17 protein-coding genes are annotated in these 22,945 nt (G+C 51.3%); 15 read left to right on the forward strand and 2 right to left on the reverse strand.

Annotation, left to right across the window (positions count from 1 at the left end):
* Window positions 1–2: 2 nt before the first annotated feature.
* A complete protein-coding gene (locus LOZ80_RS05370) occupies window positions 3–845 on the reverse strand; it encodes an AraC family transcriptional regulator (protein ID WP_337951000.1) in 843 nt (280 codons plus the stop codon).
* A gap of 94 nt (window positions 846–939) precedes the next feature.
* On the opposite strand from LOZ80_RS05370, the gene LOZ80_RS05375 reads away from it, so the two are divergent.
* From LOZ80_RS05375 to LOZ80_RS05390, 4 genes are read left to right on the forward strand one after another with little or no spacing between them, the layout of a single operon-like run.
* Entirely contained in the window at window positions 940–1,848 is a 909-nt protein-coding gene (locus LOZ80_RS05375) for an aldo/keto reductase (RefSeq protein ID WP_238170459.1), read from the forward strand.
* Window positions 1,849–1,859: 11 nt separating this feature from the next.
* Window positions 1,860–3,812, forward strand: a complete 1,953-nt coding sequence (locus LOZ80_RS05380; protein ID WP_238170460.1) for a DUF8034 domain-containing protein — start codon at window positions 1,860–1,862, stop codon at window positions 3,810–3,812.
* Window positions 3,803–4,636 (forward strand): amidohydrolase family protein, encoded by an 834-nt coding sequence (locus LOZ80_RS05385; RefSeq protein ID WP_238170461.1) that lies wholly within the window; start codon window positions 3,803–3,805, stop codon window positions 4,634–4,636. Before LOZ80_RS05380 ends, LOZ80_RS05385 begins: the two co-directional genes overlap by 10 nt.
* A 53-nt stretch (window positions 4,637–4,689) precedes the next feature.
* Window positions 4,690–5,271, forward strand: a complete 582-nt coding sequence (locus tag LOZ80_RS05390; RefSeq protein WP_238170462.1) for a hypothetical protein — start codon at window positions 4,690–4,692, stop codon at window positions 5,269–5,271.
* 76 nt (window positions 5,272–5,347) lie between these two features.
* On the opposite strand, the gene LOZ80_RS05395 is transcribed toward LOZ80_RS05390, so the two are convergent.
* The gene (locus tag LOZ80_RS05395) at window positions 5,348–7,687 is read right to left on the reverse strand and encodes a helix-turn-helix domain-containing protein (RefSeq protein WP_238170463.1); all 2,340 of its coding nucleotides are present in this window, start codon (window positions 7,685–7,687) and stop codon (window positions 5,348–5,350) included.
* Between the two features lie 303 nt (window positions 7,688–7,990).
* Between LOZ80_RS05395 and LOZ80_RS05400 the strand changes: the two genes are divergently transcribed.
* The 11 genes from LOZ80_RS05400 (at window position 7,991) to LOZ80_RS05450 (ending at window position 21,843) form a co-directional block, all read left to right on the forward strand.
* The gene (locus LOZ80_RS05400; protein ID WP_238170464.1) at window positions 7,991–9,556 is read left to right on the forward strand and encodes an extracellular solute-binding protein; all 1,566 of its coding nucleotides are present in this window, start codon (window positions 7,991–7,993) and stop codon (window positions 9,554–9,556) included.
* A gap of 89 nt (window positions 9,557–9,645) precedes the next feature.
* Window positions 9,646–10,545 carry an ABC transporter permease gene (locus tag LOZ80_RS05405; RefSeq protein ID WP_238170465.1) on the forward strand — a complete coding sequence of 300 codons (900 nt, stop codon included), beginning with the start codon at window positions 9,646–9,648 and terminating at the stop codon, window positions 10,543–10,545.
* 13 nt (window positions 10,546–10,558) lie between these two features.
* The gene (locus LOZ80_RS05410) at window positions 10,559–11,428 is read left to right on the forward strand and encodes a carbohydrate ABC transporter permease (RefSeq protein WP_238170466.1); all 870 of its coding nucleotides are present in this window, start codon (window positions 10,559–10,561) and stop codon (window positions 11,426–11,428) included.
* Window positions 11,429–11,490: 62 nt separating this feature from the next.
* Window positions 11,491–15,855 (forward strand): OmpL47-type beta-barrel domain-containing protein, encoded by a 4,365-nt coding sequence (locus LOZ80_RS05415; protein WP_238170467.1) that lies wholly within the window; start codon window positions 11,491–11,493, stop codon window positions 15,853–15,855.
* A gap of 557 nt (window positions 15,856–16,412) precedes the next feature.
* On the forward strand, window positions 16,413–16,607 hold the full coding sequence (locus tag LOZ80_RS05420) for a hypothetical protein (RefSeq protein WP_238170468.1): 195 nt from the start codon (window positions 16,413–16,415) through the stop codon (window positions 16,605–16,607).
* 111 nt (window positions 16,608–16,718) lie between these two features.
* A complete protein-coding gene (locus LOZ80_RS05425; RefSeq protein ID WP_238170469.1) occupies window positions 16,719–16,859 on the forward strand; it encodes a hypothetical protein in 141 nt (46 codons plus the stop codon).
* Window positions 16,860–17,036: 177 nt separating this feature from the next.
* Window positions 17,037–17,231, forward strand: a complete 195-nt coding sequence (locus LOZ80_RS05430; protein ID WP_238170470.1) for a hypothetical protein — start codon at window positions 17,037–17,039, stop codon at window positions 17,229–17,231.
* Window positions 17,232–17,422: 191 nt separating this feature from the next.
* Window positions 17,423–18,880, forward strand: coding sequence for an aminotransferase-like domain-containing protein (locus tag LOZ80_RS05435; RefSeq protein WP_238170471.1), 1,458 nt, complete (start codon window positions 17,423–17,425; stop codon window positions 18,878–18,880).
* A gap of 13 nt (window positions 18,881–18,893) precedes the next feature.
* Window positions 18,894–19,805, forward strand: a complete 912-nt coding sequence (locus LOZ80_RS05440; RefSeq protein ID WP_238170472.1) for a DMT family transporter — start codon at window positions 18,894–18,896, stop codon at window positions 19,803–19,805.
* A gap of 75 nt (window positions 19,806–19,880) precedes the next feature.
* Window positions 19,881–20,714, forward strand: a complete 834-nt coding sequence (locus tag LOZ80_RS05445; protein ID WP_238170473.1) for an AraC family transcriptional regulator — start codon at window positions 19,881–19,883, stop codon at window positions 20,712–20,714.
* A gap of 121 nt (window positions 20,715–20,835) precedes the next feature.
* Window positions 20,836–21,843, forward strand: coding sequence for a zinc-dependent alcohol dehydrogenase (locus tag LOZ80_RS05450; RefSeq protein WP_238170474.1), 1,008 nt, complete (start codon window positions 20,836–20,838; stop codon window positions 21,841–21,843).
* Window positions 21,844–22,945 lie beyond the last annotated feature (1,102 nt).

Genomic DNA, 22,945 nt, shown 5'->3' on the forward strand with positions numbered 1-22,945 from the left:
TATTATTGTTCGCTTCCGCTTTCTATCTTGGCCTTTTCCCTGTACGCGGTAGGGGAAAGGCCTATTGTTCGTTTAAACATCCGCGAAAACAGCAAGGGATCTTGATAGCCGACGGAACGGGCAATTTCGGCAATCCCCAGCAGCTGCTTGCGGAGCAGGCGGCAAGCTTTCCTCATGCGAATGTCGGTTAAATATCGGTAAGGGGACATGGACAGGCGCTGCTGAAACAGGCGGCACAAGTATTTGGTGTCCAGCCCTACATAGCCGGCGATTTCGTCGAGCCCGATAGGATCGGCGTATCGGGCGTTCATGAAGGAAACGGCATTGCGCACGTGGTGGCCGACATCGGCTCTTAGCGGAGGCGCATCGTCTGGTATGGCCAGCGTGCCGAATATTTGGTAGAGCAGAGCGGTCAGGAAGAGTTCCTTGGCTGGTTCCTCGCGCAAGCTCATAACATTGCGGAACAAGGGTTCAACGGAGTGCGAGGGGGGCGTCATCCGGACGGGAGCTGGAGCGGCAAAGCCGGCCAGCGCAGTTAGCCGAGAGGCCATCGTGCCTGTGAAGCCGAACCAAGAGTAATGCCAAGGCTGGGCCGGGTCGGCACCATACGCGTGGACGGTATCAGGCACGATTAGAAACAGTCCGCCAGGGCCAACCCGCTCGCTTTGTCCTCCAGCCGAATAGGTGCCGTACCCGCTGTGCACATAATGAAGAACATACATATCTCGCACACTGGGCCCGAAGGTCATGTCAGACTGGCAGACTTGTGTCCCGACCTCAAGCACGGTCAGATCGGTCAGACCGATCGATTCTGTATACATGAATTCCACTGTGTGCGCCACCATTCTTCACATAGAGAAGATATGCCATAAGATGGGGAACTATGGCTATTTTATTATAGAGGATCTTCACTACAATTTATAGTAGGAGGGATGACAAATGGAGTATACCACATTAGGCCGAACGGGGCTTCGCGTATCGAAGCTGGGGCTTGGCGGTGCGCCTTTGGGCGGCGTTTTTGGACCAGCTGATGTGCAGAGTGTCGAGAAGATGATCCATGAGGCCATCGACGGCGGCATTAATTTTATAGACACGGCGCCAAGCTATGGCAGAGGAGAGTCGGAGCGCCGAATCGGTCTGGCTTTAAGCGGAGTCAGACGAAAGCAGGTTGTGTTGGCTTCGAAGGCGGTAGGTCCGGGAGAATCGTTCGATTATGCGACAACGATTCGTTCCGTGGAGGCGAGTCTCGAGCGGCTTCGGACGGATTGGATCGATCTGCTGCAAATTCACGATGCGGAGCAGGTTCCCTACGAGACGATCGTGAACGAGACGCTTCCTGCCCTCGAGAAGCTGCGGAAGGACGGGAAGATTCGGTATATTGGCATCACTACCCGAATCCTGCCGCTCCTGATGCGGTTTGTGCGGCTGAATCGGTTCGATAGCATCCAGTTTTACACGAGGTATATGCTGATTGATCACACCGCCAAGGACGAGCTCATCCCGCTTGCAGCGGAGGCGGGCATAGGCGTCATTAATGGGAGCGTGCTGGGACTCGGGCTGCTTGCCGATACGCCGGCGTCATTCCTAAGGCCGGGTATCGTGGAGGAAGCGGCGCAGCGGATGGAGCAGCTGCAGTTTTTGCGCAAAACGGAGCCGCACGGGCTCGTAGAGCCAGCCATGCGTTTCAGCTTGTCGCAGCAGGCCATTCACGTCACGCTGACCGGGGCGACGTCGTCAGAAGTGCTGCGTGCCAATATGGCAATTTGCGATGGGCGGGGGCTGGCTGCCGAAGAGCTGAACCGAGTCTATGCCTTATTCCAAGGCAAAAGTTTATTTCCAGTAGAATAGGAGGAACCGATATGAATGTTCAAGAAAACAGACTGCCGAGAATCACAGCGGAGGATCGAATGGTGCCGCCAGAGTGGGCACTGCAGGAGCAGTGGCTTCTAGGCACCCTGAATCAAGCAGCCCAAGCGTTTGTCGAGCGCTATACAGAACCGGATGGCACGCTCATTTGGCAAAAGGAATGGCCGGGGATGGACGGTTCGGATGATCCCTATGAAGGGTTCATGAACCTGGCGCTGCTGTATGTGCTCGGGGGCAGTCGGGAGCTGCACGAGGTATCGCGCAGAATATGGGAAGGAATTACTTGGCAATGGACAGAATTCGGGCAAATCGATCGTGAATTCGATCGCTATTATGATTGGATGCATCATGGAGAAGGCTATTTATTTCTCTACTTCCTTGGACTTGCCGGGCCAACGACCCTCAAGGATAGACAGAGAGCGGTTCGATTCGCCCGAATGTATACGGGAGACGATCCGGAGGCGCCCAATTACGATAAAGCTAAGCAGTTGATCCGGTCCCCGCTCACCGGAAGCAAAGGACCGCGCTTCGTCGTGTCGGAGGAAGATTGGAGTACGCATCGCAGCATCTTGGATAACTATCCGGCTCCGTACGAGGATATTCCCGGCGTCGATTATGCAAGCCGCAAATGCCCTTGGTCCAACGATGAAGTTTATCAGCAGCTCATTGTGATGATGAACGAACGGATGAACCGCGGGGATGTTCCGCTCAACCTGAATGCCAGCGGATTAATTGCACACGCTTACATGCATACAGGTGACAAAACGCTTCGTGAGTGGGTGGTTAATTATCTCGCGGCTTGGGAGGAGAGAACCCGATCCAACGGCGGGATTATTCCAGACAACATCGGCCTCTCCGGCAAGATTGGCGAATACAATGACGGCAAATGGTGGGGGGGCTATTACGGCTGGAGATGGCCGCACGGTTTTATGACGATCATCGAGCCATTGACTAACGCCTGCATGAACGCTGTGCTGCTGACTGGCGATATGAGTCGGCTTTCGCTTGCCCGTTCCCAGCTCGATGCGAATTGGACGCTGCGCCGGGAGGAGGGCGATCAACTACTTGTGCCGAACAAGCACGGGGATACGGGCTGGAGCGATTGGCGGAAACCGCTGCCCAAGTATCCGGTCTATTTATGGACGATGTCCATGGCAGATGAAGATCTGGAGCGAATTGAACGGATTCCGAAGGACCACGATTGGAATGAGATTACGGTGCCTGTTGTATCCGGAAGGGACAGCCGGACGGGACGGGAAACGAAGCACTATATTGGCAATACGGAGCCATGGTTCCAGTACATTCGCGGTCATAATCCTGATTATCCAAGCCGGATATTGGAGGCGAATATGGAGCTGGTCGGCCGGCAATTGGAGCGGATGCGCTCAGAGAAAGGCGATCCCCGCAAATGGAAAAGCGGCTTTGCCGACGGCGACTTCTCCAACATTCACATTTGGCAGGAGATGTGCCCGGTCTATATCGAGGCGCTTGTGCAGCTGACGCTGGGCGGTCCCATGCACATCTCGCACGGAGGCCTGCAGCATGCGAGAGTGCGCTACTTTGATGCGAAGGAGCGTCGACCGGGTCTTCCGCCGGGGGTATCCGCGCTGGTAGAGGCACTTGCGCCGGACAGCGTGACGCTCCAGCTATGCAACACCAGCCTATTTGACGAACGCGAGGTCGTGATTCAGTCAGGGACGTTCGGTGAGCACCGATTCACCGATGCGCAGCAACTTGACGCCGAAGGTCATCCGCAAGGCTCAGCCGCCACGGTTGACGGCAAGTGGCTGGCGGTTACGCTGAAGCAGGGGGCGGGCATCAGGTTGAAGCTCAGCATGCAGCGTTACGTGAATTCGCCGAGCTATGACATGCCGTGGCCGAACCCATACGGCTCCAGCTTGCTGGCAGGCCGGAGGGATCAGGAAGGCGAAGCCCCATGTACATAGACAGCCATGTGCATTTCTGGAAGCTGTCGCGTGGCGACTACGGCTGGCTGAAGCCGACGAACACGCTGCTCTATCAGGATTACCTGCCGTCACAGCTGCTCCCGGAATTCCAAGCTTTTGGCATCGAGGGGCTTGTCGCCGTGGAGGCTGCCTCTACGGCCGAGGAAGCGGCATTTATGCTGGAACTGTCGCTGACCTGGCAGGCAATCTCGGCGGTAAGCGGGGGCCTCGATCCGTTCGCGGAACGCTTCCATGAGGAGCTTGCTTCGCTGTGTTCCAATCCGCGCTTTGCTGGTGTCCGCATGAACGGCAGGGCGTTTCGCGATGCACGCTCCGATTCGGATTCATGCAAGCTGCGTGCCGTTCTCGCTGATATGGGGCAGGCGGGGTTGACGCTCGACCTGCTCGTACAGCCTGACGATCTTGTCACGGTTGCGCCGTATTTGGAGGAACTGCCGATGCTCAAGGTGGTCGTCAACCATCTGGGCTGCCCGAACATGCTAGAGCAGTGTAACGAGTCTTGGCATACCGGAATGGAGCGACTGTCCCGACTACCTGGCACAGCGGTCAAGCTGTCCGGCATGATCACGATGGCAGGCGGCTCGCGAGAAGACCTGATCAGGCCATACGTCGGTCAGCTAATCACTCTGTTCGGCTGCGATCGGCTGCTGTTCGGCAGCGACTGGCCGGTTGCCCTGCAGGCGGGAAGCTATCGGGACGTCATTCACTTATTCGAAGCGGTGCTTCCCGAAGAACTCACTGAGGAGGAGAAAGGGCAGATTCGTGCGGGCAATGCCCGCCGTTTCTACCCGATTGAGCGATGAAGAGATGGATGTATCGGTCACAGATGAAGGAGGGCTTCGAGGAAACCTTCATCTTGGCGTTATCTGAAGCAGGAAACGCTTGGCAAAGCGAGCTTCGCCAGCAGGATGTTGTGAGTTGCTCGGTCTTCGCGAAACAGGGAGATGTGGTTCTCTATTTCGAAACGGCAGGCGAGCACTTTGAGTGGGAATGGCCGGATAAGTGCCGGGTGATGTTGGAGACTTGGCCTAGTATGGATGGCAAGCGGCGATATAGTGTGCCGATGCTTGAAATTTACCGCGACGGGGAACCGGGAGAAGTTTGGGACGGATATGCCAACCGGGAGCGGGTCGGCATGCTCGCGCGGTTGAAGCCGGAGAAGTACAGCAGCTACATCTTCTATCATTACGCCTTGCAGGAGGAGAAACCGCACGCTTTCAATCCGACCTACACAATCGGAACGCATGAGGCGCTAATCTTCTCTTATCATGAGACACCGATACCGGCTTTGGAGCGCGGGGCTTCGCGAAGGACATGGCCAGCCCCCGTTGTTCCGGAGAACTGGCATGCCACCATGAGGCCGCATTTTATCCCTTGGTCGGAGGGGGAACAAGAGCCGGAGTTGTGGACAAGAATGACCACACTCATAACCTTCTAATAAGATCAGCATGACCCTCATGACGGGATTTTCTCCTGATCATGAGGGTCATTTTATTACGATCGCTTGCCAGAAGCTAATCCGCTGTCTGCAGCAGCCGATATTGACCTGGTGTGTACCCCATGCGCGATTTGAACAATTTGTTGAAGTAGCTGACATTGGAATAGCCGATTTCCCGGCAAATGTCTTCCAACGTGTATTTCGGCTGCCGCAGCAGCTCGCATGCCCGCTTGATCCGAAGATGAATCAAATGGTCATTGATTGTTGTGCCCATCGCTTCCTTGAAAATACGGCTCAAGAAGGACGTGCTTCGCTGCACATGATCGGCAACCGTCTCGATTGTAATATTGTTGTTGTAGTTTTTCTCCATAAATTCGATAGCAAGCTGCAGTGTCATATCATTCAGCTTCAGTCGCTTCTCCCGATTGTGCGCAATGATCTGAGCGCACATTTCTATCAAACGCGCCTTCATATCACGCAGTGTTTGGATGTCGGAAAGCACGAACGGTTGATTGCCCAGCACGACAACCATATCCCCGCCGGTTTGCACCAGCGTTTTTACAATCTCCCCGCTTAATTGAAAGAAGAGTTGCTGAACGTTGGCTTTCCCGAGTCTGCGTGAGGTTACCTCCTGCGTAATTAAGCCGATCATCTCCTCGCAGCCTTCTTGGTTCATCTGAAGCAGCGCCTGAAGCAGCTTTGTCTCCAGTTCGTATGGGTAATAATAGGTTTCTTTATCTTGCTTCCAGGAACTAACGATCGAATAGGGCACAATTTCGCCTTTGCCTACATACATTTTGAGGCTAAGCGCTTCAATTGATTCCTCATAGGCGGACTGAGCGAACTCCACGCCAGTATGGGGGCGGCTAATGCCGATCGTAGCGGTAATCCTGTAACGGTTCTCTATATTTCGCTGCAGCTTTCTGGCAAGCTCAACCGGGAGTTCAACCGGAAGCTCGTCTTGCCCAGCGGGCACAGCCTGTATAACGACGATGCGTTCATCGTCTCTGGCGAAGATTTCACCATCGATTTCGGCTCCGAGCTCTTCAATCAAGCGGTATTGAAACAGATGGAAATGGAGATTGCCGGTAGAGTCGTTCAACAGCGACGGTTCCTCAAGTTCGATCGTTAAGATGATAAAATGTTCAAAATCGAGCTTTAAACCCAAAAGCTCTGCCGCATCTTTTTCCTGCCCGCTGCTTTGCGGTGAACCCGCCCGTCCCTTGATCAGGTCGCTCAAATATTTCTCTTTGATCGCCGAACGGTTGTCGCCAAGCAGCGTTTCCACCCGTTCTTTCTCGCTCCGGATGGTCTCCCTGCTATGGCGCAGCTGTTCGAATGACTGCCGGATGAAGCTTGCCTCGTCGCCGGTTGGCTTGGTGGCTCCTTGGTTTGCGCTGTCGCCAGAGAAGGTTACGGATGCGGCATTGGAGCCGCTGCTGATGTAAGCCATCACACTTTTGAGCGGACCGTACAGCCGCTGCGAGATGTAGAACAACAGCAGTATGGCAACTATGACGTAGAGAGCAGCCACGGCAACTATGATCATTTTAATGCGGTTAAGACCCTCAAGCAGAACGGATTTCTTGGTTACATTGACAAATTTCCAGCCTGTCAAACTGGACGTGGTGTAGGTTACGATCCAACGATCATCGTCCAGGTAGGAACCGCTGCCGGAAGCTGCTAGCACGGTTTTATCAAGATTCCCGATCAGGTCAGCCGCTTCTTCCTTTTCACTGTAAAGCGGTTCACCTTGGGAGCCGAGGACAAGTGTCATTCCCTTTTTATTATGATAGTGGCTTAGATATTCTTTGAAGAGCAGGTCAAGCTTCAAATTGATCACAATGGCGCCATCGACAGGGCCGATGAGCGGCATTTTTTGCAGTAAGCTGGCGGGTTGCGTCCCTTTCACAGGAGCGCCTGGTTGATTGGTCAGCCACACGGTCCGTTTTCCGGCTTCTTCCTTCATCACTGGCAGCCAGGATTGGTCGGGGAAGGCGGATAGCGAAGTCATTTTCATCTCCGAGCGGGAGGTTAGCACAAGATCGAGCTTGCTGTAAACAAGATAGATGGAATCGATATAAGGACTCAGCTTTTGCTGCTCCTCCAGAAAGCGTGTCAAGTCAATGAGTGAAGACACGCTCAGCTTTTCGTTTATTTTGTGATACAGGTAGGACTGGGTCATGACCATGCTCGAGGCGATATTCTGTATTGCGTAAAGTTCTTTATGAATCAGCTCTCGTTGCTGCTCCATGATGGATTGATTATACTCAATCGAATTCTGGATGCTGGTATCGGCGGAAATCGTATAGGTGACTGAGGAAATGAGCGTGACGGTGACAACGACGATGGCCGTCATGGACAGCAGCAGCTTCACGAAGAGAGAGCGGTTTCCAATCACTTGGCGAAAGGGCATCCTGACCCTCCTTTCTTTATGTTAGCGTTTACATAATGACGTGGATACCGTACTCGGCACCAAGCAAATTATAGCATAGTTTGGCGCGGGAGGAAGAGGAGAGGCGAAAAACATATGAAAAATCGGATAACATAACCCCCTGTTTAGAGCCCCGGAAAGGAAAAACATAAAGAAAAGCGAATGAGATGATTGTGCAGTTGCGCGCCACCGGATATCGTAAAGGATGTAACCGTTCCCATTTCCCGGCCGGGGCAGAACGTGTTCAGGAACGGAATTAATGATATGAAGCAGGGGGAGATTGTATTGCCTATTATACAAATGAAGCCAGTCGCACTTGCGGTTCTGGCAGCCAGTATGGCCGCAAGCGTACTAAGCGGGTGTGCTACAGATACGACGAATAAAGCTTCCGAATCGAGTCAGCCGGTCGGTTCTGCGAAGCCTGCAAAGCCAATTGAAATTTCATGGGGCATTCAATTTCAGGCACCAGCGGTCGTTGCTGATACCCCCGTGCAGAAGTGGCTTGAACAGAAATTTAATGTCAAAATCAAGCCGGTCAAAGTGACAGATGCCAGCATCGCTTCTGGCGAGGTGCCGGATTTATTCATGCTTGGCGATCCAGCGAATGTATCCGCTTACCAGGCGCAGGGTGTGCTGATGAGCCTTGACCCGAACATGGTGAAAGAGAAAATGCCGGAATACTACAAAGACGTCGAGAAGTCGTCAGCGCTGTTCCAAACCGTAACATTCGGCGATAAGCTGTGGGCGATCCCGATGTTCATTGATTTGAAGCCGTATGATCTTACGATGCTATGGCGCAAGGATTGGCTTGACAAGGTCGGCATCAGCAAGCTTCCGGAGACACTGGATGAATTCGAGCAGGCAGCTTATGCGTTCGCGAAGAAGGATCCGGACGGAAACGGTAAAAACGACACCTACGGCTTGACTGGAACGGCAACGTCGACATGGTCGGCGGGCTTCTATTCGATCTTCGGCGCTTACGGCGTTGAGCCGACGATGTGGCAGGAAAAGAATGGACAGATTCTGAATGGCTCCGTCATGCCGGAGGCAAAAGAGGCCCTCGCGAAGCTGCGTCAATGGTATGCCGACGGCGTGATCGATCCTGAATATATTACGGATACCCAGGATTCGTACCGCAAGAAGCTGTACAACAATCGGATTGGTGTGATTGAAGAACAGGTGGGTAAGGCGGCACTCGCTGACGGGGCAACCATCGTGGCCATGAAGGACATCAATCCGAACGCTAAGCTTCAGCTTGGTAAAAATCCGAAGGGACCTGGCGGCAGCGGCAGTTGGGATTGGGGCATCAAGAGTAATTTCGTCGTGCTTGGCACGAAGGTGAAGGATGACCCCGCGAAGCTGAGCAAAATTTTTGAGATTTTGCGGGCTGAGAGCAGTGATGAAGAGACAATCAATATGACAAGCTTGGGTGTAAAAGGAACACAGTGGGACTTTGTAGACAGCGGAGCAACTTCAGGCGCTACGAAAGCGTTAGCCGGCTTCGAAAAACAGGAACAGCGCGATGCAGTTGGCATCCGATTGTTTTCAATGGGCAATATTACGACGCGCAGCTATCGCGAGAAATATTCGAATCCAAAGTTGAACGAAGCTGTCCGCACCTATTCTTCCGCACCGAACCAGACGGATGCCCTGCTATTCGCAGCGCTCCCGTCGGACGGCAAGTATAAGAAGGATTTGACGGCGTTGACGCAAAAATATTTTGCTCAAATCATCAGTGGAGAAGTTCCGCTTAGCGATTTCGATAAGTATGTGGCGGAGTGGAAGGCTAAAGGCGGAGACGAGCTGACCAAGGAAGCCAACGAAATGTACCAGAAGCAGTTTAAAAAATAATCAGCTTGAGAAGCGACTCCTCCCCGGCTGCAAGTCCTTTGCCGCTGCCGGGGAGGTGCCGCAACTGGCCCTGAGGAAGTGCACTTGTAATGAAAATGATCTTAAAGAATAGAGAGCTGTTTGCGCTCTATCTGTTTGCTTTTTCCTTTTTTCTGGTATTCAAATATGGTCCGATCTACGGGGTACTGATTGCTTTCAAAGATTTTCGCGTTATCGATGGCATATGGGGCAGCCCTTGGGTGGGCCTTAAGCATTTTGAGGCACTGTTTCATTCGGCCGATTTTTACAGATTGTTGAGTAATACACTGCTGCTGAACCTGTATTTGCTGTTGTTCGCTTTTCCGGCACCGATCGTGCTGGCGCTTCTTCTTAATGAAGTCCGGTCCCGCTTTTTTCAGCGCTTCGTGCAGATGACCATGTATTTACCGCATTTCGTCTCTTGGGTCATTATGTCCGGTCTCGTTATTTATTTCCTGTCGCCGACCACGGGCATCGTGGCTGAAATCGCTGGCTGGTTTGGAGGAAAGCCGGTATTTTATATGGGACATAAAGAGTATTTCCGCTCCATTGTGGTCAGCTCGGCCATTTTGAAGGATATCGGCTGGGGCTCGATTATTTATTTTGCTGCCCTGTCGGGCATTAACCCGGAGCTGCACGAATCGGTGACCATCGATGGAGCGAATCGCTGGCAACGCATGTTTCATATTAATATTCCGTCTATTATGCCAACGATCGCAATTATGTTTATTCTCAGCCTTGGCGGCTTCTTGAGCGCGAACTTTGAACAAATTATCAACTTGCTCAATCCCGTCACCTTTGAAACCGGAGATGTGATTGATACTTACGTCTATCGCGTAGGACTGCAGCAATTTCAATACAGCTATACGGCTGCAATCGGCTTGTTCAAGTCGCTGGTAGGGCTTCTGCTGATTCTGGGGGCAAATTTCACAGTGCGCAGAATGAGCCAGGGAGAGAGTGGCTTATGGTAGGAGGAATTGCAACATGAGAATTGGAAACTGGCAGGATCGATTAGCCGTCAGCCTTATTTACATCGTACTTGGCGTACTTGCCATTATTGTCGTTTACCCTTTTATTCACGTACTGTCCGTATCGCTAAGTGGAAGGGGGGAGGCGCTCCGAAGCGGCTTTCACTGGATTCCGAGGGATCTGACCTTGACGCCATACAAGGAGCTGCTGACGTATCCGTTTATCTGGAAAGGGTACAGCAATACATTGTTTCGTATGGTAGTTGGCACAACCCTTACGCTGATCGTTACCGTATGCGCAGCCTATCCGCTGTCTCGCAAAGAAATGCCATGGAAGCGGGCGCTGGTGCTGCTGCTGCTCTTTACCATGATCTTCGATGGCGGGATCGTGCCGCATTATCTCCTCATGAAGGAGCTGCATTTGCTGAATACACGGTGGGTCTATGTGCTGCCGCAGGCGGCGAACGCGTTTCAGGTGCTCGTAATGATCTCATTCTTCCGCTCGATCCCGGATGCGCTAATCGAGGCTGCCCGGATTGACGGAGCACGTGATCTCCGCATTTTGACTCGCATCATGCTGCCGCTGTCGGTACCGGTTTTGGTTACAATCGGTCTCTGGTCGTTGGTGTATCACATCAATGCTTTTATGGACAATTTGCTCTATGTGACAGATCAAACGAAATTCGTTCTCCAGCAGATTGTTCGTCAGATTCTGATTGAGAACAGGCTTGATCCGTTCACGACGGCTGTGAATGAGATTCCACCTGCACCAGAAAGCTTAAAGATGGCGGCGGTGATTGTTTCCGCGCTTCCAGTGCTGGTGATGTATCCGTTTCTGCTTCGTTATTTCGAAAAAGGCACGATGATTGGCTCGGTGAAGGGGTAACAGAGTAACACCCCGTCTCACTGGTGACGAGTAAAATTTTCCTTATGAAGGGATGTAGGAGTATGCTTAGAAAGAAAGCAATCCTTCTCGTGATCACTGTACTTTTGTTGAATCTGTTTGCTTTACCTGCCGTTCAGGCCGAATCCGGGTTACCGGAAACGGCCTTCTATGTATCCACGAATGGAAGCGATTCCAATTCGGGTGCAATCGACGCGCCATTCCTGACACTGGAGAAGGCGCGCGATGCTGTTCGCCAGTTGAAGAGCGCCTCCGGCTTGCCGGCTGGCGGTGTCACCGTCTATTTGCGTGGCGGTAAGTACGACAGATCCACCAGTTTCCAGCTGGAGCAGCAGGATTCCGGCGCGTCTGACAGCCCGATCACGTACAAAGCCTATCCAGGCGAGAGTGTCCGGCTGTCCGGTGGCCAGTCGCTAGACAAGAACTGGTTTACGCCGGTTACAGACCCAGCGATCCTGCAGCGAATCATCAGCACCGATGCCCGCAGCAAGGTGCTGCAGGTTAATCTTAGCAGTCACGGCATTTCCGATTACGGCGTGATGAGCCGCCACGGCTATTATAAGGCGAACGATATTAGTCAGGTTCCCCCCATGGAGCTGTACGTGGCAGGCGAAGGCATGACGCTTGCGCGCTGGCCGAATAACGGGACGGTGCAAATGGGCGACATTATCGATCCGGGCCCGACACGCAAGGAGGCCGATCTGCAGGATCGGGGAGGGACGTTCAGCTACACCTACGATCGCCCGCAATACTGGACGAATGCCGACGACATTTGGATGGACGGGATTTTCGGCTACAGCTGGGAATGGTCGTACAACAAAGTTGCTTCGATCGATACAGTGAATAAGCGAATCACACTGCGCTACGGCGAAATGAGCGGCTTGTTCAAGAACTGGTATCCTGATTTTCATTTCGCGCAAAATTTGCTCGAGGAAATCGATATGCCCGGCGAATACTATATTGACCGTACGCTTGGCATCTTGTACTTCCTGCCAACAGCAGCATTTGAAGCGGAGCATCCTGAGATTACCGTTACGATGCTGAAAACGCCGATGATTAATACGGTCGGGGTTTCCCATGTTACGTTCGAAGATCTGATTTTGGAAAATGGACGCGATTCGGCTGTGGTGATAATGGGGGGCGATCATGTGCTTCTTTCCCACTGCGAGATCCGCAACTTTACCAATGGTGGTGTGCAGATTAATACACAAAGTCGGTGGTTATATAATGATTTTGCTACAGCAACGGGGGTGAATCACGGGATTACGAGCAGTCACATTCATCATATCGGCGGTACGGCGGTCACGTTGAACGGAGGCAGTCGTGTTACGCTGGAGCCTGGCAACAACTACGTGGAAAACTCACATATCCACGATTTCGCTTACTATCACAAAGCGTACAATCCGAGCGTCATTCTGACTGGCGTTGGCAACCGGGTGTCGCACAATGAAATTCACGATGCGCCGCATCCCGGCATTTTGATCTTCGGCAACGACCAGTTGGTAGCGTACAACAACATTTATGATGTATGTAAAATGTTCTCCGACCTCGGGGCCATCTATATGAACGCAGGCGAGACGCCGCAGCAGCGAGGTACGGTCATTCGAGGGAACTATTTCCATCATATCGGGGAATCCAAAGCTGGCGTCGAAGGCGTCTATCCAGACAATTTCACGATGGGATTGACCATTGAAGATAATATTTTTTATAAAATGGGCAACTCAGCTGTTAAAAATAATGGTGGCGCACACATCAAGACCCGGAATAATCTGTTTATTGACAGTGAGGTGCCTTACGATTATGCGGATATCTATCTGGGCAGCGACCCTGACAAGCAGATCTCGAAGAATTACATGCCCAAATGGCAGGCATTATTTGCCCAAAATAATAATTTCGTAGGGACGCCGTATTTGGTTAAATATCCAGAGTTGGCAGACTTTTTCACGGAAGACCGGTATTATCCGACGACGAATACGTACCAGAACAATGTGATTTATAACCCGACCATGGCGCGCAGCAGCATCACCAACGCACAGGGGGCGTACGACAAGTTTAATTTGCTGCAGTATGCAAACAACTGGGTGACGAACCACGATCCCGGTTTTGTTAACCTCGCTGCAGGCGATCTCAATCTGAAAAGCGATGCCGAGGTGTTCCAACAAATTCCTGGTTTCCATTCGATTCCATTTAGTGAAATGGGGATTATCGGAAAAGCGGGGCCGTATCTGGCGCCAGACACGATACCGGTGCAAGGTGTCCGGGCCTACGACACGAGCGTAACGGTTGGAATCGGAAAAACATATGTCCTGCACACAGCCGTGCTGCCTTGGGACGCGACAAATCCCAAGCTGCTGTTTACCTCCAGCAACCCGAGTGTGGTTAAGGTGGACAGCAAAGGGGTGATCAAAGGGGTTGAAGTCGGCCAGGCGGTTGTCACGGTCACTTCGGCAGAAAATCCTCAACTGCTGGATGAAGTGCCGATTGACGTTGTCGTCGGAGACGGCATCTATGAATATACCGATTTTGAGACGGGACGCAACAGCTGGCCGGTAGATCCGAATCGGGCTGTTGTCGATGTGGACGGCAATCATATGTATAAAGTGCTGAAAGGTGCGACAGCCGTTTCGCCGAACGATTATACGAATTACGAGCTAACGTTCAAAATGAAGACGCCGCCAGTCATGCCGAGCCTCGGTACGATTTACATTTTCGACAGGTTAGGCTCGAATGGCGGGGGCCGCATCGGTTACCGCAAACTGGAGGACGGAACATCTAAATGGCTGTTGTACAACAAGGCCTGGGCAACCGTTAAGGAAGTGAACATGCCATACATGGACTTGGCGCCGAATACCGCATACAGTGTCAAGCTGCTGGTAAAAGGAGCCAACATCAGCCTTTATGTCAATGGCGTACTGAAGCTGAAAGCGACGGATGCGACGCACAACCCGTCTGGGACGGTCGGCTTTTATGCAGGCGGCTTCGACTACCTGCTGTTCGACGACATCCAGCTGTCGGTGCCATCCACCAAAGTTGCCGGGCTGCAACTGGACCGAACCAGCGCGAATCTCGGGGCGGACGAACATCTGCAACTGCAGGTGAGCTTCGATCCTTCAGACAGCGTTAATCGCGCTGTCACCTGGACATCGAGCAATCCAGGAGCAGCCGTTGTCGACGGAAACGGGCTAGTCAGCGCCGTCGGATTGGGTGAAACAGACATTACCGTCACGTCGCTCGAGACGCCTGAGGCGTCTGCGACTAGCCGCATCATCGTGTCGGATGTACTGCTGAAGACCGACTTCGAATTCGGCGGAGGCGGGTGGCCAGTGGATCCGAATCGCAGCATAATCACGTTGAACGGCAACCATAAATATCGACTGCTTAAAGGGGCATCTGCCACTTCACCACGATCGTTCACGAATTACGATTTGACGTTCAAAATGAAGACGCCAGCCACGATTCCGAGCGCGGCAACGTTCTATATTTTCGATCGCTTGGTGTCCGGCAGCAGCGATCGGATCGGGTACCGGAAGACGGTGGACGGTGCTTCGCAATGGATTCTTTATAATGGGGCTTGGGCGACCGTCAAGAAGTCCGATTTAGCCATTGAAGATCTGGTTCCGAATACGGAGTATACCGTCGAATTGATTGTCAATGGCGCTGACATCTCGTTGTTTGTCGATGGCGCGCTCAAGCTGAAAGCTTCCGATCCTGCGCACAATCTGACCGGAACGATCGGGTTCTATGCAGGTGGCTTCGATAATTTGACGTTTGACGACATCGTGGTCACGCAGCTGCGCCAGCCGATCACGATGATGGCTCCTTCCCAGCCGGATGGGGCGAACGGCTGGTACGTACATCCGATTATGATTCAATTGAGCCGAGGAGACAGTTCGTCGACTCTTGCGCAAACCAGCTACAGCGTGGACGGTGGAGTGAATTGGAGCGTGTATGCATCGCCAATCACGCTTGACCAGGATAACGGAGCCATCGGTTTCCGTTATCGCTCGACTGACCTGACGGGGAATCTAGAGCCAACGAAGGAATTAACGCTTCGTCTTGATCAGTTTGCGCCGGTTACGACGGCGTCTGTGTCCCCGGCGCAGCCGGACGGACCCAATGGGGGATACGTCAATCCGGTTACCGTGACGCTGAATGCATACGATGCGACTTCCGGTGTCACGGAAACGGTATACAGCGTGGACGGCGGAGCGAATTGGCAGCTGTATAATTCACCTATCTTGATCGATACGGACGGCTTGCATGCTATTTCTTACCGTTCTTTGGATCACGCAGGGAATATGGAGGCTGTTCATACCGTTAGCTTTCACGTGGATATGGCGGTTCCAGTCCTTAGTATTACGGCACCGAGCGTGAATCAGGTGTTTGGTAAAAAAAGGAGAATTCAGTGATTGCGTTCCGGTAGTTAATAGGAGTGCATTGGCCGCATTGGTGATTAGTTTGCGCTTTGGGAGCTCCGCCACGATGGAGGGGGGACGATGGGCTGAGAATAAGCTAGCTGAAAGTGCTTATTTGTTCAAATTGCCTAATTACCCCCTACATCCCAATCCTTCAATTTACCCCTACATCCCAATCCTCCAATTAATCCATTCATCCCAATTATCGCAGCATCCCCTAGAACACAAATTGTTATTGAACCTAGTCACGGGCTAGGTTCTTCTCATTGACGTCCCCCGCAGACTTCTTTGCTGCGGAGGTTTCCGGTCTCAATGGGCATCTAACGAACTGTATGATGCTTATCGACGTGAAAATGGCTACTTTGGCGAATTAATGAACTGGATTGGCGTTATCGAACAGATTTTAGGCGGAAAGGTGGTCGTTTACTGCTAATAGAGCTTCTGGGATTCATTAGATTTTCAGAAGGAGCGATTTTGAGCGAATAGAGGGTATTGAGTTCGTAAGGGGTCTTGGCTAGCCCTAAGATTCATTGACTTGAGGAGGGTGTCCCATGAGTTTATGGGACACCCTCTTTCTCTTTGGCGTCCCCCGCAGACTTCTTAGCTGCGGAGGTTTCCGGTCTCAATGGGCATCTAACGAACTGTATGATGCTTATCGACGTGAAAATGGCTACTTTGGCGAATTAATGAACTGGATTGGCGTTATCGAACAGATTTTAGGCGGAAAGGTGGTCGTTTACTGCTAATAGAGCTTCTGGGATTCATTAGATTTTCAGAAGGAGCGATTTTGAGCGAATAGAGGGTATTGAGTTCGTAAGGGGTCTTGGCTAGCCCTAAGATTCATTGACTTGAGGAGGGTGTCCCATGAGTTTATGGGACACCCTCTTTTTATTGGCGTCCCCGCAGACTTCTTAGCTGCGGAGGTTTCCGGTCTCAATGGGCATCTAACGAACTGTATGATGCTTATCGACGTGAAAATGGCTACTTCGGCGAATTAATGAACTGGATTGGCGTTATCGAACAGATTTTAGGCGGAAAGGTGGTCGTTTACTGCTAATAGAGCTTCTGGGATTCATTAGATTTTCAGAAGGAGCGATTTTGAGCGAATAGAGGGTATTGAGTTCGTAAGGGGTCTTGGCTAGCCCTAAGATTCATTGACTTGAGGAGGGTGTCCCATGAGCTTATGGGACACCCTCTTTCTCATTGACGTCCCCCGCAGACTTCTTTGCTGCGGAGGTTTCCGGTCTCAATGGGCATCTAACGAACTGTATGATGCTTATCGACGTGAAAATGGCTACTTTGGCGAATTAATGAACTGGATTGGCGTTATCGAGCAGATTTTGGGCGGAAAGGTGGTCGTTTGCTGGTAATAGGACTTCTGGGATTCATTAGATTTTCAGAAGGAGCGATTTTGAGCGAATAGAGGGTGTTGAGTTCGTAAGGGGTCTTGGCTAGCCTCAAGGGTCATTGGCACCCAACCACACCCCAGCAAAAAATCCCGAGGCGTGGTCCTTTCTTTTACCTCCCCATTTGTGCCATCATGACAATGGGGGCGATGAATATGTTTAATGACTTTAAGTTAACGGATGACCGACCGGTCTACATCCAGGTGAAAGATTACTTGAAACGTCTGATTATAAAAGGGTCCCTGCAAGCCGATCAGAAGCTTCCCTCCACCCGCGAGGCCGGCTTGCTGCTCGCCGTCAGCCGCAACACCGTTATTTCCGCGTACGCTGAGCTGGAGGGGGACGGTTTCGTTTATGTGGTTAAGGGGAAAGGAAGCTATGTTGCTGCAGTTTCCTCTCCCCGAGGCACAGCGGCCCCATTGTGCGAAATCGATTGGCAATCACGTATAAACGGATATGCGCGGCAAGCCGTAGAGCTGGACCGGATGAAACGCGGCATTCGCGTAGATAAAAGTGTCATATCCTTTACCAGCATTGCGCCCGACGAGAAATTGTTCGATCTGGAAAATGTGAAGCGAGCTTTTCAAGACCGAATAGCGCTGGAGGGGGGCGTACTGCTGAATTATGGCTACGCCAAAGGTTATAAGCCTCTTATCGATTATTTGCTGACATATATGGAGCAAAAGGGCGTCGATCTGAGCGGGAAAGATATGCTGATTACGAACGGTTTCACGGAAGCGTTCGATATCGTGATGTCCGCCCTTCGCAGGAAAGACGGAGGATCGGTTATTTGCGAAAACCCGACCCATTACACCGCCATTAAGAACTTGAAACTGAACGGCTTCCAAATAACTGGCATTCCGATGGAGCGTGACGGCATTAATCTGACCGAGCTGGAGCGCGCGTTGACGGAACAGGTTTACGATTGCGCGTATTTGATTCCGTCCTACCACAATCCAACGGGCATCGTAACGTCACCAGAGAAAAGATTGGCGATTATGCAGCTCATGGCCCGCCACCACATTCCGGTCATCGAAGACGGCTTCAACGAAGAATTGCGTTATTCGGGTTCGCATGTGTCCCCTTTAATCACAACGGCTGGACAGAGCAACGGAGTTGTTTATATCGGCAGCTTCTCCAAAGTGCTCTTCCCTGGCATCCGGGTTGGCTGGGTGCTGGCAGATCGCGAGCTGATCGATTACTTGGAAAGCATCAAAAGAGCTCGCAGCATTCACACCTCGACGCTTGATCAGTCTCTGCTCTTTCAATATCTCCAAAACGGCAATCTGGAGAAATATTTGAAAAAAGCGCGTGCCGAATATAAACGAAAATACGAATGGACGAAACATTGCTGCGAGAAGTACCTTCCTTATACACGATTATCGGGAGACGGAGGCCTGCATCTGTTTGTCGAATTCGATGAATGTTTCGATACGGCTGCGCTGCTTAACGCGTGTTCCAGTCAAGGGGTCATTTTCACGCCTGGCAATATGTTCTACACAGACGGCGGGGGAAAGCATACGATGCGGCTCGGATTCTCGAAAGTGTCGGATGATGATATCGACAAAGGGCTTGAAATTATCGGCCAGACAGCCAAACAAATGATGAAATAAAGAGGTGATTGGAATGAATAAAACGACAAGCGGCTGGATCAATGGTTGCCTGGGCGTGCTCATTTTCAGCGGCTCGCTACCCGCAACGCGCGTGGCTGTGGTGGATTTTGATCCGTTGTTCCTCACCGTATGCCGCGCTGCAATTGCCGGACTGCTTGCAGGAGTGCTTCTCCTCATTTTCCGGCAGCAAAGGCCAGTTCGAAGTGACATCGCTCCGCTATTGGTGGTAGCACTAGGCGTGGTAGTTGGTTTCCCGCTGCTGACAGCCTTGGCGCTTCAGTATGTCACATCCGCGCATGCCATTATGTTCATTGGGCTTCTGCCGCTTGCGACGGCGATCTTTGGCGTACTGCGCGGCGGTGAACGCCCCCAACTAGCCTTTTGGATCTTTTCAGCTATAGGCAGCTCCCTTGTTGCTGGTTTTGCCCTAACCCAGGGATTTACATCTTCTCCTGTCGGCGATAGGCTCATGCTGGCTGCTACCATTGTGTGCGGCCTAGGTTACGCTGAAGGGGGGCGGCTCTCACGGAGGTTAGGGGGCTGGCAGGTGATCTCCTGGGCGCTCGTTCTGTCGCTTCCCGTTATGTTACTGCTGTCATTTTATTTCATGCCGGTCTCGTGGGCAGGTATCGGTCGTTCCGCGCTTTTCAGCCTTGCTTATGTATCCTTGTTCAGCATGCTTATCGGCTTTGTGTTCTGGTATCGAGGTCTAGCTCAGGGCGGCATTGCGGCGGTCGGGCAGTTGCAACTGCTCCAGCCATTCCTTGGCTTGCTGCTTGCGTATCTCGTTTTGCATGAACCCATCGGTTGGCCTATCCTTGCAGTGAATATCGCAGTCGTACTGTGCGTGCTGATCGCGCGGCGGTTCACAGCAAGAAAGGTATCACAGTCAACTCTGCCAAGGGCTGCTAACGAGAAAGAATAGTTGTATGTTGGGCTGCGGGAGTGATAGTATAGCGTCGTGATCCAAAGATAACTCCGAAAGAAGGAAGTGGCGCTGGTGCAAACGGATGTGATCTCCGCACTGCTGGAAACGGCCGATTTGAAAATTCTGAAATTCGATAGTCATAATCGGAATGAAATGAACTACCGCAATCGAACTTTAAATGAGCACTATATGATGACATATATAAGAAAAGGTTCAGCCAAGTTGAAAGTAGAGGATAAGGTATATAATCTGCACCCGGGCACGGTTATCTTTATCCCTCCCCACCTCAAGCATGATCAATACAAAGATAGCGACGAGGAAACGGAATTCCTGTGGTGGCACTTCACGTATACTATTCAGCATGTGGTTGATGTTCTGTCTTTTCTGCAGATACCCTATATGTATTCTCTCAAAAACCACAAAAGATTTGAGGAAGTGTTTGATGAGCTCATGCTTTCCATGTCCAGAAAAGGACATTTGCCCAATATCATTTTACAAAAGGCGAAATCGCTTGAATTGCTCTATTTGCTGCTGGATAATGCTTTGGGAAGCGTCAAAACCGCAACAGAGAGCCAACCATCACACAGTTTTTTAGCGATTCTGCTGAAAATTGTTAATCAACCTGAAGCGACGCTTTCACTAGCCGGTTTGGCAGCCGAACTGCACATGAATCCGACGTATGTTAGCAATCATTTCAAAGCCATATTCGGCAAATCCCCCATTCTGCTGCACCGGGAAATCAAAATCGCAAAAGCCAAATCGCTTCTCGAAATACGTGAAATGAATGTGACTGAAATCAGCGAATTGCTTGGTTTTAACGATATCCAAACCTTTACCAGGCTTTTCAAAAAATATACGGGCATTTCCCCTCGGCAATACAAAGAATTGTTTATAAGAACGATTTAAAACGCTGTGGGATAACCTGTATAAGTGTTAAACTTCAGTAAACGTTTGCTCTGTTTTCTCAATGCTGCCCCCTCTAAACTTATCTCATGGGAAAAGATTCCCGAATAAGGAGGTAAAGTCAATGGAAACGGTCAGCATCGTTTTTGCAGAAAAGCAGAAGGTGGAGGTCAGAAAGCAATCTTTTGACGCTAATCTGGGTCCTACGGAAATATTATGTGCGGCGATCAGTTCGCTGATTAGCACAGGGACAGAGCTTCAATGCCTGAGAGGCGTTTTCGATCCCGATACCAATTGGTCAAGCTGGGTGCAGTATCCGTTTCATCCCGGCTATTCAATGGTGGCTGAAGTGCTTGAAGTGGGGACAGCCGTTCAGCATATACAAAAAGGGGACCGTGTGTTTGTGGAAAATGCGCACACCCAGTTTTTTAAGACGGAGGCGGAGCATGCTGTACTTCTGCCGAAGGAGGTCAGCGCGGAGCAAGGCGTTTGGATTAATCTTTCCAAAACGACGCAGCTTGGGGTGAGAAGAGCAGAGCTGTTTCTCGGGGAAACGGTTGGTGTCATAGGACTGGGGCTTCTTGGTCAGCTGGTGACGCAATATATGTATCTTTCTGGCGCCAAAGAAATTTATGCGATGGACCCTGCGGAGAGCCGAGTCCAGCTTGTGTGGGATAAACCGGGTATTCATCGGTTGGCGATGGATGCGGGGAAGGCGAAAGAGCAGATCGCTGAGCAGACCAAGGGCAAGATGCTGGATGTTGTTTTCGATATTACCGGACATCCCGCTGTATTGGCGCAAGCTACTCAGCTAGTTAAGCCTTTGGGCCGAGTGATTCTACTGGGGGACACAGCTACGCCATCCGTACAGGGGATGGGGCGCAATGTGGTTTCCAACTCGGTATCGATACTCGGTATTCATGCCCAAATGAATTATAAAGGATGGCATCATCCTGAAATGGCCGATCTGTTCTTACACTACATATTGCAAGGAAGAATGGATGTTAATCCGCTAATCACACATCGGTTCTCCCCACTGGAAGCGCTGCAGGCGTACGAATTACTCGTTAACAATCGAAGCTCAGCGATGGGAGTTCTTTTTGATTGGACTCAGCTGAGGGAAGAAAGCTAAGGAGAGGCGCACCATGAAAATCACCTGAAAGTAGTAGGCATTATTGGTTGCGGAGCCATGACAAAATGTCGCCATTTACCCGAATATTCTTCCCATCAAACCGTCTGTGAAAAAGGAGTATTAGCATCGGAACAGAACCTGCTTTTGGGCGAATACAAGGGTGGGTCACGAGTATGCTATGATCTTGGAGCCTTGCACAACCAATTAGATACTCTATAACCCGGCACAAGAGGCCATCCTACAAGTACGGGATAGACAAAGAAACTATGCAGTTGTATCTGCTTAGTTTCTTTGTGTTTGGCGTTTGTTGCTGTCATCGCAAAGCCCAAAGGGAACTAGAATCCGCTATAAAGCTGAAAATCGGCTAATTCCACGCCAAAGGGAACTACGATCCGCTATTTCACCATTTCCTGGTCGGAATCAGCATGTTCCGCTTAAATAGCGTACCTCAGTTCCCTTCCAAACTGCTTTTACCCCGGTTTCCGCTAATTAGAGGATCGTAGTTCCTTTTCACATTGCGCTCTCTGTCATCGCAAATCCCAAAGGGAACTAGGATCCGCTATAAAGCTGAAAACCGGCTACTTCCACGCCAAAGGGAACTACGATCCGCTATTTCACCATTTCCTGGTCGGAATCAGCATGTTCCGCTTAAATAGCGTACCTCAGTTCCCTTCCAAACTGCTTTTACCCCGGTTTCCGCCAATTAGAGGATCGTAGTTCCTTTTCACATTGCGCTCTCCGTCATCGCAAAGTCCAAAGGGAACTAGAATCCGCTATAAAGCTGAAAACCGGCTAATTCCACGCCAAAGGGAACTACGATCCGCTATTTCACCATTTCCTGGTCTGAATCAGCATGTTCCGCTTAAATAGCGTACCTCAGTTCCCTTCCAAACTGCTTTTACCCCGGTTTCCGCCAATTAGAGGATCGCAGTTCCTTTTCACATTGCGCTCTCTGTCATCGCAAAGCCCAAAGGGAACTAGGGTCCGCTATATGGCTGAAATTCGCCATATTCCACGCCAAAGGGAACTACGATCCGCTATTTCACCATTTCCTGGTCGGAACCAGCATGTTCCGCTTAAATAGCGTACCTCAGTTCCCTTC

The organism is Paenibacillus sp. HWE-109, assembly GCF_022163125.1.
GTDB lineage: Bacteria > Bacillota > Bacilli > Paenibacillales > NBRC-103111 > Paenibacillus_E.

Excerpts from the sequence above, each read along its gene's own strand:
- LOZ80_RS05435 (WP_238170471.1), top strand. The coding sequence starts at position 17,423 with ATGTTTAATGACTTTAAGTTAACGGATGACCGACCGGTCTACATCCAG.
- LOZ80_RS05380 (WP_238170460.1), top strand. The coding sequence starts at position 1,860 with ATGAATGTTCAAGAAAACAGACTGCCGAGAATCACAGCGGAGGATCGA.
- LOZ80_RS05370 (WP_337951000.1), bottom strand. The coding sequence starts at position 845 with ATGGTGGCGCACACAGTGGAATTCATGTATACAGAATCGATCGGTCTG.
- LOZ80_RS05385 (WP_238170461.1), top strand. The coding sequence starts at position 3,803 with ATGTACATAGACAGCCATGTGCATTTCTGGAAGCTGTCGCGTGGCGAC.
- LOZ80_RS05415 (WP_238170467.1), top strand. The coding sequence starts at position 11,491 with ATGCTTAGAAAGAAAGCAATCCTTCTCGTGATCACTGTACTTTTGTTG.
- LOZ80_RS05395 (WP_238170463.1), bottom strand. The coding sequence starts at position 7,687 with ATGCCCTTTCGCCAAGTGATTGGAAACCGCTCTCTCTTCGTGAAGCTG.
- LOZ80_RS05420 (WP_238170468.1), top strand. The coding sequence starts at position 16,413 with ATGAGTTTATGGGACACCCTCTTTCTCTTTGGCGTCCCCCGCAGACTT.
- LOZ80_RS05430 (WP_238170470.1), top strand. The coding sequence starts at position 17,037 with ATGAGCTTATGGGACACCCTCTTTCTCATTGACGTCCCCCGCAGACTT.
- LOZ80_RS05405 (WP_238170465.1), top strand. The coding sequence starts at position 9,646 with ATGAAAATGATCTTAAAGAATAGAGAGCTGTTTGCGCTCTATCTGTTT.
- LOZ80_RS05450 (WP_238170474.1), top strand. The coding sequence starts at position 20,836 with ATGGAAACGGTCAGCATCGTTTTTGCAGAAAAGCAGAAGGTGGAGGTC.
- LOZ80_RS05410 (WP_238170466.1), top strand. The coding sequence starts at position 10,559 with ATGAGAATTGGAAACTGGCAGGATCGATTAGCCGTCAGCCTTATTTAC.
- LOZ80_RS05440 (WP_238170472.1), top strand. The coding sequence starts at position 18,894 with ATGAATAAAACGACAAGCGGCTGGATCAATGGTTGCCTGGGCGTGCTC.
- LOZ80_RS05375 (WP_238170459.1), top strand. The coding sequence starts at position 940 with ATGGAGTATACCACATTAGGCCGAACGGGGCTTCGCGTATCGAAGCTG.